Here is a 14399-nt window from a genome sequence, read left to right as displayed (position 1 = left end):
CGCTGCTGCATTTTCCAGCCTCGTGTGATGCAATGCACATCCACAAGTGGAAAATTGATGGAGGGGTCACCGTGAAAGAGTTTGCCGTGCCACAGTCGTTCTCGATCCCCGAGGACGCATCGATGGCGGAGGCCGTCTTCCGGCACGAAAAGGAGTCGCCGACCTGGGTGCCGTTCGAGCGCCGGATCGACGGCCGGTGGGTCAGCGTCACCGCCGCCGAGTTCGCCGCCCAGGTCCGCGGGGTGGCCAAGGGCCTGATGGCGTCCGGGATCGAGCTCGGTGACCGGGTCGCGATCCTGTCGAGCACGCGCTACGAGTGGGTCCTGATCGACTACGCGATCTGGGCGGCCGGTGGCTGCACCGTCGCCATCTACGAGACCTCCTCGGCCGACCAGGCCCAGTGGATCCTCGAGGATTCGGGGACCTCGCTGCTCGTCGTCGAGAACGACGGCCACGCCCGAACGGTTGCGACGGTGGCCGAGGCCGCGCCGGCCCTGCGCGAGGTCCTGCAGATCGAGGGCGCACCGGGCGCCAAGAGCGCCGTCGACGAGCTGATCGCCCGGGGTGCGGCGATCACCGACGCACAGCTCGAGGAGCGGCGCCACCAGGTGCGGGCCGAGTCCCCCGCCACACTGATCTACACCTCGGGCACCACCGGCCGCCCCAAGGGCGTGCAGCTGACCCACAGCAACCTGTGGGCCGAGGCCGCCGCCGTCAAGCTCGCCCTCCCGAACTCCATGGTGAGCGGCAAGCGGACCCTGCTGTTCCTGCCCCTCGCCCACGTGTTCGCCCGCGAGATCTCGTTCGGCGCCTTCGAGCACGGCGTGACCGTCGCGCACACCTCCGACCTGACCACGCTGCTCGACCAGCTCGGCGAGTTCAAGCCGAACTTCATCCTGTCGGTCCCGCGCGTGTTCGAGAAGGTCTACAACTCGGCCAAGCAGAAGGCGTACGACGGCGGCAAGGGCAAGATCTTCGAGAAGGCCTCCGACACCGCCATCGCGTACAGCGAGGCGCTGGACAAGGGCGGGGCCGGCCTCGGCCTGAAGATCAAGCACTTCGTCTTCGACAAGCTGGTGTACAGCAAGCTGCGCGCGGCCCTCGGCGGCGAGTGCGAGCAGGCGGTCTCCGGCGGCGCCGCCCTCGGCGCGCGCCTGGGCCACTTCTTCCGCGGCGTCGGCATTCCCATCTACGAGGGCTACGGCCTGACCGAGACCACGGGTGGCGTCACCCTCAACACCCCCGAGCACCAGCGGGTGGGCAGCGTCGGCCGGCCGGTCAACGGGCACGCCGCACGCATCGCCGAGGACGGCGAGCTGCTGCTCAAGGGCCCCGCGGTGTTCGGCGGCTACTGGAAGAACGAGAAGGCCACCGCCGAAGCGATCGTCGACGGCTGGTTCCACACCGGTGACATCGGCAGGATCGACGAGGACGGGTTCGTCCACATCACCGGCCGCAAGAAGGAGCTCATCGTCACCGCCGGCGGCAAGAACGTCGCCCCGGCCGTGCTCGAGGACGCGCTCCGGGCACACCCGCTGATCAGCCAGGTCATCGTCGTCGGCGACGCGAAGCCGTTCATCGGCGCGCTGATCACCCTCGATCCCGAGGCCCTGCCCGGCTGGAAGGAACGCCACGGCATCGCCGCCGACGCTCCGGTCTCCGAGCTGCTCGGGCATCCCGACCTGATCGCGGAGATCGACGCCGCGGTCGCCGAGGGCAACAAGAAGGTCTCCAACCCCGAGCAGATCAAGAAGTACCGGATCCTCGAGGTGGACTTCACCATCGAGACCGGCGAGCTGACCCCGACGCTCAAGCTCAAGCGCAACGTCATCCACGAGGCGCACGGCACGGCGATCGAGGCCATCTACTCGTAGGGCCATCTACTCGTAGGGCCATGCCCCGGCTGAGCGAATGCATCCTCCACCTCCGCGGCGAGGGATGCATTCGCTCACTCGCGTCGGTGGGCCGGCACGTCGGTCACGGCCAGGACGAACTCGGCGACGTCGCGGGTCACCGTGCGGTGCACCGGCTCGTGCAGCAGGTCGTGGCCTGCGTCCGGGTACTCGCGCAGCTCCAACGCCGGGATCGTCCGGGACCAGGCCCGGACGGGCTCGATCGGGGCCAGCCGGTCGTCGACGCCGTGCACCGCGAGCAGCGGTATGCGCGCCTGCGCGAGGATCTCGGCCGTCGCGGGCACGGCCGCCGATCGAGGCGTCCCGCACAGCACGGCGCCGCGGAATCGGCCGGCGTCGGTGCGCAGCACCGTGAGGGCGGTTCCCGCGCCGAGCGAGTGCCCCATCACCACCAACGGCATCCCCGGCTCCGCGCGCTCGGCCAGCTCGGCGACGCACAGCAGGTCGGCCGCCAGGTCGTCGACGGCGCCCGGTTCACCGGGGTTGCCCTCGGACAGGCCGTGCCCGGCGAGATCGAGGCCCCACACCGCGATGCCGTGCGGCGCCAGACCCGCGGCGAAGCGATGGTAGTGACCGGTGTGCTGACGCATCCCGTGGGCGAAGACGACGGCGGCCGTCGCGCCGTCGACGGACCAGTGCCGGTAGTGGACGCGGCCGGTGCTGCCGTCGAAAAAGGGCATGCGGCCATTGTGCGCCGGTGCACAATCGCGGGATGACACCGACCACCGCCGTCGAGCGCAGCCGAGCCGAGGGGCGCGCCGCCCGCACCCGCATGCCCCGCAGTGCGCACGGCGAAATTCGTTGTCCCGAACGGGATCCGGTCGCGATCTTCGAACAGCAGAACCGCACCCGACTGCCGGAACTGGTGCCGATCCGGTACGAACGGATGACGGAGTCGCCGTTCGCCTACTACCGCGGCAGCGCCGCCGCGATGGCGGGGGACCTGTCCACCGAGCCGGTGACGGGGCCCCACGTGGTGGCGTCGGGCGATGCACATCTGGCGAATTTCGGCCTGTACGCCTCGCCGGAGCGCCGAGTCCTGTTCGACCTCAACGACTTCGACGAAGCGTATCCGGCGCCGTGGGAATGGGACGTCAAACGGCTGGCCGCGTCGGTGTGGTTGGCCGGCCGTCAGACCGGGCGCACCGAGCAGCAGTGCCGGGACGCGACCCTCACGACGGTGCGCTCGTACCGCGAGACGATCCGCTTCCTGTCCGACCTGACGGCCACCGAGCGGTTCTACTTCCAGGTCGACGCGGACGAGATCGAGCAGGCGTCGCGGAATCCGGAGGCGATACGCGCCGTCGTGCAGAAGGCACGGGGCCGCACCTCCGAACAGGTCCTGAGGAAGCTGACGGTTACCACGGCCGACGGCGCACCGCGCATCGTCGACCAACCCCCGATCGTCCGGCACCTCGACATCGGGTCGCTCGAAGCCATCGACGGGATCGTCGCGTCCTACCGGGCGACGGTGCGGGCGGACGTCCTGCTGCTGCTCTCCCAGTACCGCGTCGTGGATTTCGCGATGCGGATCGTGGGAGTGGGCAGTGTGGGCACCCGGTGCTTCGTCGTCCTGCTGCTCGGGCCGGCCGACGAGCCGCTGTTCCTCCAGGTCAAGGAGGCCGGACAGTCGGTGCTGGAGACGCACGGCGGGATCCGCGAGACTCCCCACCGCGTCGCGTCCGAACTCATCACGCACGGCCAGGGCGCCCGGGTCGTGGGTGCGCAGCGAATCCTGCAGGCCCACTCGGATCCGCTCCTCGGCTGGATCACCGGCGTGCCCGGTCCGGACGGCGTGCGACGGGACTTCTACGTCCGGCAGTTCCGTGACATGAAGGGATCGGTGCAGTGGGATCGGTTGAGTGCCGCACAGTCGGAGCGGTACGGCCGGTTGTGCGGGGCGCTGCTCGCCCGTGCCCACAGCCAGAGCCCGGTCGGCGCGTTCGTCGCCGGGTACCTCGGCCGCGGGACGGTCTTCGACGAGGCGGTCGCGCGGTGGTCGGCCGCCTACGCCGATCGCACGGAGCAGGACTGGCGGGCGCTGTGCGACAAGGGGCCGTAGGTCACCAGCAGCGCCCCTCGCCGCGGTAGGTGGGGACGGTGGTGCGGGTGCCGTCGGCGTCGACGAGGTGCAGTTCCGCGAACCGCTCGCACAGCTCCCCCGCCTTGGCGTGCCGCAACCATACGCGCCCGCCGACGGGCAGATCCGCTGCGGCACGGCCGGTGACGGGGGTCTGCACCTCACCGGCTCCCTCGGCGCGCAGCAGCCGCAGGCCGGCGGGACGGACCGGACGCGGCACCCGCGAGGGACCCGCCGGGCCGGAGGCGATGTAGCCGCCCCCGAAGAGGGTGGCGACGGTGGGGCCGGGCCTGCGCACCGTGGGCAGTGCGAAATACAGCGCAGGGCGCGGGGTGAAGGCCCGGTAGCGATCGAACAGCGTGGGCACGTACAGACCGGAGCCGGCGGTGACCTCGGTGACGACCGGGTCGGCGGAGCTGACCTCGAGCGAGCCGGTGCCGCCGCTGTTGACGATCTCGAGGTCGCCGACGACAGCACGGACGGCCCCGGCGACGGCGCCGCGCCGGGTGGACAGCTCGGCGGCCGAGCGGCGTTTGACCCACCGGACCGCCGGCGAGGTGTCGGGCAGACCGGCGATCTGCGCCTCGTAGAACATCACGCCGACGACGGCGAAACCGGCGGTCGTCGCGCAGCGCGCAAGCTGCGCCACCTCGTCGGGGGTGCGCAGCGGCGAGCGCCGCACACCGAGATGCACCGGCCCGAGCCGCAGTGACGCGTCCACGTCGAGGCACACGCGGGGACGCACGCGGGCGGTGCCGAGGGCGTCGCGGACGATGCCGAGCTGGGCGGCGGAGTCGACCATGAGGGTGACGGCGTCGAGCGCCTGCGGCCGGCCGGCCAGTTCGGCGAGCGCGGCTCGGTCGACGGTCGGATAGCCGAGAAGCACGTCGCGGGCGCCGCGCTCGACCAGCCAGAGCGCTTCGCGCAGCGAGTACGCCATGATCCCACGGAATCCGGCCCTGGCGGTGAGGCCGGTGCCGAGCACCTCCTCGAGGACGGCGCGGCACCGGACGGACTTGCTCGCCACTCGCACGGGGGTACCCCCGGCGCGGCGGACGAGGTCGGCGGCGTTGCTCCGGAGCGTGGGGAGATCGACGGCCGCGAGCGGGGGGTCCAGGTCGGCCGTCGCGTCGTGGAGCCGGTCGAGGGGGTGGGTCACGGCGGGGTCCAATCCACGGCAGGTCGGGGGTCGCGGCCAGTCAAGCACCGAGTTGGACCTGTGTCCAGGTTCAGGTCGTTTCCACGGCCCGTCCGGCGACGATCGCGGCGATGTCGTCGAGTTCGGTGACGATGGCGTCGCCGTCCCGATCGACCAGCCATCGCAGGACAAGTCCGTCGAGCATGGCCAGCGCGAGCCGGGCGACGGTCGAGACGGGCTCGATCCACTCGGTGCCGGTGCGGGCGGCGCACTCCTCGAGGAACGTCCGTGCCTCGACGTCCATGATGCGGTACTGATCGGTGGCGATGTTGCCGCCGAGGGGTTCGCCGGCGTCGCGGTGACGCAGCGAGTACGCCGTGATCTCGTAGGTGAGCAGCTGCCGGTCGGGCGTCTTCTCGATCGTCGGCCACATCGCGTTGATCCCCACGTAGAGCAGCTGCCGCAAACCGCGCAGACCCTGCGGGTCGGGTCCGTCCTGCGGGAGGGTGAAGGCGGTGCGCAGCGCCTGGCTGAGCTGGAGCACCAGCGCCTCCCCCATCGCGGCGACGAGGGCCTCCTTGCTCTCGAAGCAGTAGTGCACCACCCCGAGAGAGACGCCGGCATGCTCGGCGACCGCCCGCACGGTGACGGCCCCGAGACCCCCGCCCTCTGCCAGCGCGAGAGCGGATTCGACGAGTTGGGCTCGACGTTGGTCCGCCGGCAACCGGTTCAGCATGCCTCCGATCGTAGAACCCGGCCCGGATCCGTCGGCACCTATTGACCTGGACGGTCGTCCAAGTCGATGATTGGCGCATGGCCACCGACCGCCCCGTCGCCACCTGGCACAACTGGGCCCACACCGAATCCGCGACGCCGCACGCGTACGAGACCCCGGAAACCCTGGAGGAGATCGTCGCCGTCGTCGCACACGCATCCGGACGCGGGCTGCGCGTCAAGGCGGTCGGGGCCGGCCACTCCTTCACCGGCGTCGCCGTCACCGACGGCGTGCTCGTCTCCCTCGACCGGTTCACCGGCATCGAGGAGGTCCGTCCCACCCCTGCGGGTGCGTTCGTCACGGTGCGGGCCGGCACCCGGCTGCGGGATCTCAACCGGCTCCTGTGGGAGCACGGTCTGGCGGTGCCGAACCTCGGGGACATCGACGTGCAGTCGCTCGCCGGCGCGATGTCCACCGGCACCCACGGCACCGGCGCCCGGTTCGGGGGCCTGGCCACCGTCGCGCGCGCGGCCACCCTCGTCCTTGCGGACGGCTCGGTCGTGCGCTGCTCCCCCGAGGCCGAGCCGGAACTCTTCGAGGCCGCCCGGCTCGGCCTCGGCGCCGTCGGCATCCTCGCCACGATCACCCTGGAGTGTGTGCCCGCGTTCGCACTGCATGCGGCGGAAGCACCCGGGACGCTCGACGACACCCTGGCCGTGCTCGAGCGCGACCGGCTCGGCGTCGACCACTTCGAGTTCTACTGGTTTCCGCACACCGACCGGGTACTCACCAAGCGCAACACCCGGCTGCCCGACGACGCACCGGGCGCCCCGGTGGGACGGCTGCGCGGCTTCCTCGACGACGAGGTGCTCGCCAACGGCATGTTCGAGGTCGTCCAGCGCCTCGCAACCCGCGCGCCGGCCCTCGTCCCCAAGCTCAACGGGTTCGCCGCGCGGACCCTGTCCCCCCGGGAGTTCGTCGATCGCAGCTACCGCGTCTTCGCCTCCCCGCGCCGGGTCCGGTTCCGGGAGATGGAGTACGCCGTCCCCGTCGAATCCGCGACCGAGGTGCTCACCGAGATCGATACGTGGCTCTCCCGCAGCGACTTCCACGTCGCATTTCCGGTGGAGGTACGCTTCGCCGCCGCCGACGACGTGTGGCTGTCGACGGCCCACGGCCGCGACAGTGCCTATCTCGCGGTGCACCAGTACCACCGTCGCGAACACCGGCCGTACTTCGATGCGGTCGAGGCGATCGCCCGCGCCGTGGACGGCCGGCCGCACTGGGGCAAGATGCACGGCCGCACCGCGGCCGACCTGCGCGCGACGTATCCGCGATTCGACGACTTCCTCGCCGTCCGCGACCGCGTCGACCCGCAGCGCACGTTCGCCAACCCGTACCTGGACCGCGTGCTCGGCCCGTAGCTCGCGCCCGGACCGCACGTCCTATCCGAACGATGCCGTGATCGAATTGCGCGCCAACGTCTCCCGCTGCTCGTCGGTGAGCCCGAGCCGGTCGCGCAGCGCCGCGAACGTGTCGTCGACGTACCCGCCGAAGTACGCCGGATCGTCGGAGTTCACGGTCACCAGCAAACCCGCCTCGAGCATGCGCGGCAGCGGATGCTGCTCGATCGAATCCACCACGCGCAGGCGGACATTCGACAAAGGACAGACGGTGAGCGGAATCTGCTCGTCGACGAGGCGCGCGACGAGAAGCGGGTCCTCGAGGGAGCGGATTCCGTGGTCGATGCGTTCGGCCCCGAGCAGATCCAGTGCCTGCCAGACGTATTCGGGCGGCCCCTCCTCCCCCGCATGGGCGACCGCGTGCAGGCCCTCGGCGCGGGCGCGGGCGAAGACGTCCTCGAACAGCGACGGCGGATAACCCACCTCCGCGGAGTCCAGGCCCAGCCCGCTGATCGGAGCCGACAGGCGCAGCAGTTCCCCGAACACCTCCTCGGCCTCGTGCACGGGCCGGTCCCGCACGACGGACGCGATCATCGCCGCGTCGACGCCGAACTCCCGCCGGCCCGCCGCGACGGCGGCGGCGAGGCCCTCGACCACCTCGGCCAGCGGCACGCCGCGGCTCGTGTGCGCCTGCGGGTCGAAGAAGAACTCGGCCCGCGTCACCCCGGCCTGCGCCGCCCGGCGCAGGTACGCCGTCGCGAGATCGGTGAAGTCCTCGGCGGTCCTCAGCACCTGCATGTTCGCGTAGTACAGGTCGAGGAACGACTGCAGGTCGGTGAACTCGTACCGGCCGCGCAGCTCGTCGAGGTCGGCATACGGGAGCGAGACGCGGTTGCGCTCGGCGAGAGCGAAGATCAGCTCCGGTTCGAGGGTGCCCTCGATGTGGACGTGCAGTTCGGCGAGCACGATCGATCTCCTTCGTCGGCGCGGGTCGTCAGCGGCCCTTCCAGACCGGCGGACGCTTCTGCGCGAACGCCGTCGCACCCTCGCGGGCGTCCTCGGACACGAACACCGGGCCGACGATCTCGCGCTGGCGGTCGAAGGCCTCGTCCGCCGGCCAGTCGGCGGCCTTGGCGATGACCTCCTTGGTGGCCGCCACGGCGAGCGGGCCGTTGGCCGTGATCCGTTCGGCGAGAGCCAGGGCGCCCGCCAGCGCACCGCCCGGCTCGGTGAGAACGTTGACGAAACCGTAGCCGTGGGCCTCCTCGGCGGTGAACGCGTCGCCGGTGAGCGCCAGTTCCATCGCCTTCTGATACGGAATCCGGGTGGGCAGGCGCAGCAGGCCACCGCCCGCGGCGACGAGTCCGCGCTTGACCTCCGGGATGCCGAACTTCGCGTCCGTGGCGGCGACCACGAGGTCGGTGGCGAGGACGAGTTCGGTGCCGCCGGCCAGCGCGAAGCCCTCGACGGCGGCGATGATCGGTTTGCGCGGCGGCGCCTCGGTGAAGCCGAGACCCTTACCCGGCACCGCGACCTTCTCCCCGGCGACGAAGGCCTTGAGATCCATACCGGCGCAGAAGGTGCCGCCGGCACCGGTGAGCACACCCACGGACAGGTCGGGGTCGGCGTCGAGTTCGTCGACGGCGGCCGCGAGGCCGTGACTGACGGCCGCATTCACGGCGTTGCGGGCCTCGGGACGGTTGATGGTGATCACCAGAATTCGACCGCGACGCTCGAGCAGGACCTCGTCGGACATGCGCGCACACCTTTCACCGGGGTTCGGTTGCCGACCGCGCGTTCCGCGGTCCGTTCGCTTATACCGCAACCGAACCCGACGACAGCGGACCGCCGTGTCACGACACGCGGACGGCGACGGGCGTGACGAAACCGTCCGCGTCGATGTGCACCTGGTCGCCGGTGTGGAACCAGCCGTCGTCGAAGGTCTCGGCGGTCGCCTCCGGGTCGTTCCAGTAGCGGCGAGCGACACTGGGGCCGCGGCACAGCAGTTCGCCCTCGCCTCGATCGGCCGCCGGGCCGAGGAGGGCGACCTCCATCCCGCCGAACGGAACCCCCACGCTGCGCGGGTGCGCGGCCCGCTGATCGGTGGGCAGCAGCAACCCGATGCCGCCGGTCTCGGCCACCCCCCAGCCGCGCACGCATCTCGCCGCGGGGAACGACGCACGCAGGTGCCGCCACGGCACGCGCACCCCCCGCGCCCCGGCGGCGACGACGGTGCCGCCGGCCGCCAGGGTCGGCAGCAGTTGCACGGCGCTGCCCGCTGCCGTGGACAGCGGTGCGGTGAGCACCGTGCGCGCCCCCTCCGCGGTCAGGTCCATCGCGTGCACCACGGCCTCGATCGTGGAGAGGATGTTCTCGTTGGTGAGCTCCACCCCGTGCAGTCCCCCGCCGCGTTTGCGCACGTAGTACAACACCGCGAGCTCGTCCGGCGCGGCGCCCTCGTCGAGGAACGCCACCCCGTCGGGCAGCTGTCCGTCGAGGGTGAGGACGGCGCCGCTGTCCTCGGCGATCCACTCGAGCTCCGGGTCGCTGCAGGTCGGATCCGGCAGCACCGGCACGCCACCGGCGAGGACCACCCCCAGGAACGCGTACAGCCAGCGGAATCCGTTCGGACAGTGGACGACGACGCGGTCGGCCGGGCCCACGCCCTGATCGAGCAGGCCGCCGGCCACCCGGGCCGCCGCCGACCACATCTGCCCGTAGGTGAGGGCGTTTCCGGCCCGGTCCACGGCGGCGACGCGGGCGGAATGCCGCAGCGCGCTGCGGTCGAGCAACTCGGCCAGGCACGGCTCGAGGTCCTCGTACCGCAGGACACCGTCCAAGCGGCGGCTGACGCGTTCGTCACGGAACCACCCGGCTGCACACGAAACCCGGACCAGCGCCACCGACATCGTCACCTCCGCCTCGTCGTGTGCCTGCACTATATGGCGCGGGTCACAGTTGGGGGCTGGATCGGCTCACCTTCCGGTGTACGACGCCTTCCCCGGCCCGTCGACGAGGAAGCTGCGCACCGCGCCTTGCAGGTCGTCGGTGCCGAACAGCGCACCGGAGACCTCCGGGGTCTCCGAATCGGCGTGGGCGACGCCGCCGGACCGCCACGCGCCGATGATGCGCTTGGTGGCGTCGTGGGCGCGGGTGGGACCGTCGGCGAGCCGGTCCGTCAGGGCGCGTGCCGCGGCGTCGACGTCGTCGTGGACCGCGTTGACCACCCCCCACGACCGCAGCGTCTCGGCGTCGTAGAGGTCGCCGGTCATCACCAGCTCACGCGCACGGCCGGAGCCGGCCCGCTCCGCCAGCCGCTGCGGCCCGCCCATCGACGGCGTCAGGCCGACGACGGTCTCCACCAGCCCGAACTTCGCGCCCGGTGCCGCGAGGACGATGTCGCAGGCGAGCGAGATCTCGAACGCCGCGGTGAGGGTGAGCCCGTGCGCGGCGAACACCACGGGGCACGGCAGGGCCTCGAGCGGATGGATGATCAGCGCGAACAGGTCCTGCCACAGCTGCGCACCCTGGCCGGCGTCGAGTCCCTCGAACAGGTGGACGTCCACACCGCCGGAGACGACCTTGCCCTCCGCGCGGATCAACACCGCGCGTGGCGGCGCCGCCGCGAGCGCGGCGACGTCGGCGATCACGGCGTCGAACAGGGCCCGGTCGAACAGGTTCAGCTTGCCGTGCGCGACGGTCAGCACGGCGACCTCGGCGCCGGCCGCGGTGGTGTGGCGCTCGAGGCGGGTGGGATGGGTGATCTGCGTCATGCGCGCCACACTAGGCGAGTGTGCTGCGTTCCTCGAGGGACGGGCGCGGCGCCGGCTCGACCCGGTCGGGCCGCGCGAAGAACAGCGCGGCGGCGAAGCCGACGAGCAGGACTGCGGCAGGCAGCAGCGTCGACTCGGCCATGGCGGCGGCGAACGGCTCGCGCACCGGCTCCGGCAGGACCGTCGCCCCGCCCCCGGCCGACTCGGCGGACCCGCCCCCGGTCAACCCGTGCACGGCGAGGCGCGAGGTGATGAGCGCGCCCACCGCGGCGCTGCCCAGGACGGCACCGACCTGACGGGTGGTGTTGTAGACACCCGACCCGGCCCCCGCCTGGTGTGGCGGCAGGCCGTGTGTCGCGGTGGCGGCCAGCGGCGACCAGATGCCGGCCATCGCGGCACCCATGAGGGCGATCGGCAGCAGCAGCTGCCACACCGGCGAGTCGGGTGTCATCAGTGCCGCCAGCCACGCCAGCGCCACCGCGAGCAGCGCGAAGCCGGTGCCGGCGATGTAGCGCGGATGGGTCCGGTCCACGAGCCGGCCGACCATCGGGGCGAGCACGCCGGTCAGGACCGCCATCGGGGCCATCAGCAGCGCCGACTCCGTGGGTGTCCAGCCGCGCACGCCCTGGGCGTAGAACATCAACGGCAGGACCATCGCGGTGACCGAGAAGCCCATCGCGGCGATGCCGATGTTGGCCAGCGAGAAGTTGCGGTCGCGGAACAAGCCGAGCGGGACGAGCGGCTCTCCGCGCCCGCGGGACTGGTACCACACGAACACCGCCAGCAGCGCCACTCCGGCGGCGATCAGCACCCACACGGGCGTGGACCAGTCGTAGGAGTTGCCCTCCTGGATACCGAACACGAGGCAGAACATGCCCGCGCCGCTGAGCAGCACGCCGAGGAGGTCGAACCGGTGCGGATGGGTGGGCAGCGCCGGGACCAGGCGCGCCGCCAGGACGAACCCGACGATCCCGACCGGCACGTTGACGAAGAAGATCCACTCCCAGCCGAGGTGGTCGACGAGGACACCGCCGGCCAGCGGACCCACGAGGGTGGCCACACCGGCCACCGCGCCCCACAGTCCCATGGCGGTGCCCCGCCGGTCCGGCGGGAAGGTGCGGGTGATGATCGCCATGGTCTGGGGGGTCATCAGCGCCGCGCCGAGGCCCTGGAAGACCCGGGCGACGACGAGGGCGGCGACGGTGCCGGACAACCCGCACCACAGCGACGCCGCGGTGAACACCACCAGCCCCGCCAGGTAGACCCGCTTCGGGCCGAACCGGTCCCCGAGGCGGCCGGTGACCAACAGCGGCACCGCGTACGCCAGCAGGTAGGCGCTGGTGACCCACACGACGTTGTTGATGTCGGTGTCGAGCGCCCGCATGATCGCCGGGTTGGCGACCGCCACGATGGTGCTGTCCACCAGGATCATGAAGAACCCGAGGCACAGCGCCCACAGCGCCGGCCACGGACTTGTCTCGGTCTCCACCCGCACGCCCTCCGCTCGTAGGCGTCTACGGTAGCGCCGTGGACGGACATCTCCTGGACATCGTGCGGCTGGCCTGGTGCCGCGAACTCGGGCTCGACGACGCAGCGCTCGCCACCCCGGGCCGGGTGACGCGGGTGGACGACGCATCCGCCCTGGTCCGGGTGCTACGACTCGGCGACGTCAGCGCGGTGGTGGGCCCGGGCTGGGTGGTCGACGCCGTCGCGACGGTGCCCGACGCGGAGCTGGACGCGTCGGCGCTGCTCGACCTGACGCGCGGGCACGCGGTGCGCAGCCACGCGCTGAGCTACTGCGCCGACTGGGTCGACGCGACACGGGTCCGCGATCCGCTGATCTCCCACGAGGTCGACGACCTGGCGGAGCTGTTGCGGCGCTGCCCACCCGACGACGCGACCGAGGCGGGCCTCGAGAACGTGACCGAGGCGGGCCTCGAGAACGTGACCGAGGCGGGCCTCGAGATAGTGACCGAGGCGGGCCTCGAGAACGTGACCGAGGCGGGGCTCGAGAACGTGACCGGGGAGGCGTCGTCGTTCGTGCTGCTCGACGACGACCACCGGCCGCTGTCGGGTGCGGTGTACACCGAAGTGCAGTCGATCCTGGCGGACGTGACGGCGCTGACCGTGCCGGAGCACCGGCGGATCGGCCTGGCGGCGACCGTCGCGACCCTGGCGACGCACGATGCGCTCGACGCCGGACTCGTCCCCCAGTGGCGGGCCCGGCGCGACAACACCGCGGGCCGTGGCCTGGCCGCGGTGTTGGGGTACACCGAACTGGGAACCCACATCTCGGTGGCAGTACCGGCCGCCGCAGGAACGTAACGAGCCGCAGGAACGTAACGAGTGAGGGGAGCCCAGTGAACGAGCACTCGGGAGGCGACGGGGACGGGTACGTCACGCCCGGCGCCGAGTACAGCCGTGACACGCACTACATCACCACGCGCATCACAGCCGACGGGCGCGACGGGTACCCGGTGGAGGCCGGCCGGTACCGGCTGATCGCGGCCCGCGCCTGCCCGTGGGCGAACCGCGCGCTCATCGTGCGGCGGCTGCTGGGGCTCGAGGACGCGCTGTCGCTGGGGTTGTGCGGCCCCACGCACGACGAGCGCAGCTGGACGTTCGATCTGGACCCGGGCGGGGTGGATCCGGTGCTGCAGATCCCGCGGTTGCAGGACGCGTACTTCGCGCGGGACCCCGAGTACTCCCGGGGGATCACGGTGCCCGCCGTCGTCGACGTGCCTACCGGCCGCGTGGTCACCAACGACTACCCGCAGATCACCCTGGACTTCGCCACGGAGTGGACGGCACTGCACCGCGACGGCGCCCCCGACCTCTACCCGGAACCGCTGCGCGACGAGATCGACGAGGTCGCCGAGCTCGTCTACCAGGACGTCAACAACGGCGTGTACCGGTGCGGGTTCGCCGGGTCCCAGCGCGCGTACGACCGTGCCTTCGACCGGCTGTTCGCGCGGCTGGACTGGCTCGAGGAACGGCTCGGCTCCCGTCGGTACCTGGTGGGCGAGACGATCACCGAGGCGGACGTGCGGCTGTTCACCACGCTGGCCCGCTTCGACGCCGTCTACCACGGGCATTTCAAGTGCAACCGGAATCTGCTGGCGTCCATGCCGGCGTTGTGGGGGTACGCCCGGGACCTGTTCCAGACGCCCGGTTTCGGCGACACCATCGACTTCGGGCAGATCAAGCAGCACTACTACATCGTGCACACCGACATCAATCCGACGCAGATCGTGCCGAAGGGCCCCGACCCGAGCGGATGGCTGACCCCGCACGGCCGGGAAGAGCTGGGCGGCACGCCGTTCGGGGACGGCACGCCGCCGCCCCCGCCGCGGGCGCAGGAGGCGGTGCCGGCCTGA

Annotated in this window: 13 protein-coding genes; 5 read left to right on the top strand and 8 right to left on the bottom strand. The window is 71.7% G+C overall.

Going from position 1 to position 14399, the window contains the following annotated elements; all coding sequences use genetic code 11:
- Window positions 1-71: 71 nt before the first annotated feature.
- Window positions 72-1874 carry a long-chain fatty acid--CoA ligase gene (locus QNA09_RS06385; protein WP_010592396.1) on the top strand — a complete coding sequence of 601 codons (1803 nt, stop codon included), beginning with the start codon at window positions 72-74 and terminating at the stop codon, window positions 1872-1874.
- 74 nt (window positions 1875-1948) lie between these two features.
- On the opposite strand, the gene QNA09_RS06380 is transcribed toward QNA09_RS06385, so the two are convergent.
- Window positions 1949-2593, bottom strand: coding sequence for an alpha/beta hydrolase (locus QNA09_RS06380; RefSeq protein ID WP_010592397.1), 645 nt, complete (start codon window positions 2591-2593; stop codon window positions 1949-1951).
- Window positions 2594-2625: 32 nt separating this feature from the next.
- On the opposite strand from QNA09_RS06380, the gene QNA09_RS06375 reads away from it, so the two are divergent.
- The gene (locus QNA09_RS06375) at window positions 2626-3975 is read left to right on the top strand and encodes a DUF2252 domain-containing protein (protein ID WP_043823046.1); all 1350 of its coding nucleotides are present in this window, start codon (window positions 2626-2628) and stop codon (window positions 3973-3975) included.
- A gap of 1 nt (window position 3976) precedes the next feature.
- Here the strand turns inward: QNA09_RS06375 and QNA09_RS06370 are convergent, their stop codons facing one another.
- Both QNA09_RS06370 and QNA09_RS06365 read right to left on the bottom strand, forming a co-directional pair.
- Entirely contained in the window at window positions 3977-5152 is a 1176-nt protein-coding gene (locus QNA09_RS06370; protein ID WP_010592399.1) for an amino acid deaminase/aldolase, read from the bottom strand.
- 70 nt (window positions 5153-5222) lie between these two features.
- Complete coding sequence (locus tag QNA09_RS06365; RefSeq protein WP_010592400.1) at window positions 5223-5867, bottom strand: TetR/AcrR family transcriptional regulator; 645 nt, start codon at window positions 5865-5867, stop codon at window positions 5223-5225.
- Window positions 5868-5944: 77 nt separating this feature from the next.
- On the opposite strand from QNA09_RS06365, the gene QNA09_RS06360 reads away from it, so the two are divergent.
- Window positions 5945-7270: a D-arabinono-1,4-lactone oxidase gene (locus tag QNA09_RS06360; RefSeq protein ID WP_010592401.1), complete on the top strand. Its 1326-nt coding sequence runs from the start codon at window positions 5945-5947 to the stop codon at window positions 7268-7270.
- A gap of 21 nt (window positions 7271-7291) precedes the next feature.
- Here QNA09_RS06360 and QNA09_RS06355 read toward each other — a convergent pair whose 3' ends face one another.
- The 5 genes from QNA09_RS06355 to QNA09_RS06335 form a co-directional block, all read right to left on the bottom strand.
- Entirely contained in the window at window positions 7292-8215 is a 924-nt protein-coding gene (locus tag QNA09_RS06355) for an adenosine deaminase (RefSeq protein ID WP_010592402.1), read from the bottom strand.
- Between the two features lie 28 nt (window positions 8216-8243).
- A complete protein-coding gene (locus tag QNA09_RS06350; RefSeq protein WP_248957492.1) occupies window positions 8244-9005 on the bottom strand; it encodes a crotonase/enoyl-CoA hydratase family protein in 762 nt (253 codons plus the stop codon).
- Between the two features lie 97 nt (window positions 9006-9102).
- Window positions 9103-10158: a class I adenylate-forming enzyme family protein gene (locus tag QNA09_RS06345; protein ID WP_040782040.1), complete on the bottom strand. Its 1056-nt coding sequence runs from the start codon at window positions 10156-10158 to the stop codon at window positions 9103-9105.
- Between the two features lie 66 nt (window positions 10159-10224).
- Window positions 10225-11022, bottom strand: a complete 798-nt coding sequence (locus QNA09_RS06340; protein ID WP_248957491.1) for an enoyl-CoA hydratase/isomerase family protein — start codon at window positions 11020-11022, stop codon at window positions 10225-10227.
- 10 nt (window positions 11023-11032) lie between these two features.
- Complete coding sequence (locus tag QNA09_RS06335; RefSeq protein ID WP_374121873.1) at window positions 11033-12454, bottom strand: DHA2 family efflux MFS transporter permease subunit; 1422 nt, start codon at window positions 12452-12454, stop codon at window positions 11033-11035.
- A 95-nt stretch (window positions 12455-12549) separates the two neighbouring features.
- Between QNA09_RS06335 and QNA09_RS06330 the strand changes: the two genes are divergently transcribed.
- Both QNA09_RS06330 and QNA09_RS06325 read left to right on the top strand, forming a co-directional pair.
- Window positions 12550-13347, top strand: coding sequence for a GNAT family N-acetyltransferase (locus tag QNA09_RS06330; protein ID WP_248957489.1), 798 nt, complete (start codon window positions 12550-12552; stop codon window positions 13345-13347).
- A 35-nt stretch (window positions 13348-13382) separates the two neighbouring features.
- On the top strand, window positions 13383-14399 hold the full coding sequence (locus QNA09_RS06325) for a glutathione S-transferase family protein (RefSeq protein ID WP_017681733.1): 1017 nt from the start codon (window positions 13383-13385) through the stop codon (window positions 14397-14399).

This window comes from Rhodococcus sp. AH-ZY2 (genome assembly GCF_030916465.1).
In the GTDB taxonomy this organism is placed as follows: domain Bacteria; phylum Actinomycetota; class Actinomycetes; order Mycobacteriales; family Mycobacteriaceae; genus Rhodococcus; species Rhodococcus ruber.
The sequence above is the reverse complement of the archived record's forward strand: the minus strand, read 5'-3'. Positions and strand labels throughout refer to the sequence as shown.

Bases quoted from the DNA above. Each gene is read 5' to 3' on its own strand.
- QNA09_RS06380 (WP_010592397.1), bottom strand. From the start codon at position 2,593: ATGCCCTTTTTCGACGGCAGCACCGGCCGCGTCCACTACCGGCACTGG.
- QNA09_RS06335 (WP_374121873.1), bottom strand. From the start codon at position 12,454: ATGATCCTGGTGGACAGCACCATCGTGGCGGTCGCCAACCCGGCGATC.
- QNA09_RS06340 (WP_248957491.1), bottom strand. From the start codon at position 11,022: ATGACGCAGATCACCCATCCCACCCGCCTCGAGCGCCACACCACCGCG.
- QNA09_RS06350 (WP_248957492.1), bottom strand. From the start codon at position 9,005: ATGTCCGACGAGGTCCTGCTCGAGCGTCGCGGTCGAATTCTGGTGATC.
- QNA09_RS06365 (WP_010592400.1), bottom strand. From the start codon at position 5,867: ATGCTGAACCGGTTGCCGGCGGACCAACGTCGAGCCCAACTCGTCGAA.
- QNA09_RS06345 (WP_040782040.1), bottom strand. From the start codon at position 10,158: ATGTCGGTGGCGCTGGTCCGGGTTTCGTGTGCAGCCGGGTGGTTCCGT.
- QNA09_RS06375 (WP_043823046.1), top strand. From the start codon at position 2,626: ATGACACCGACCACCGCCGTCGAGCGCAGCCGAGCCGAGGGGCGCGCC.
- QNA09_RS06360 (WP_010592401.1), top strand. From the start codon at position 5,945: ATGGCCACCGACCGCCCCGTCGCCACCTGGCACAACTGGGCCCACACC.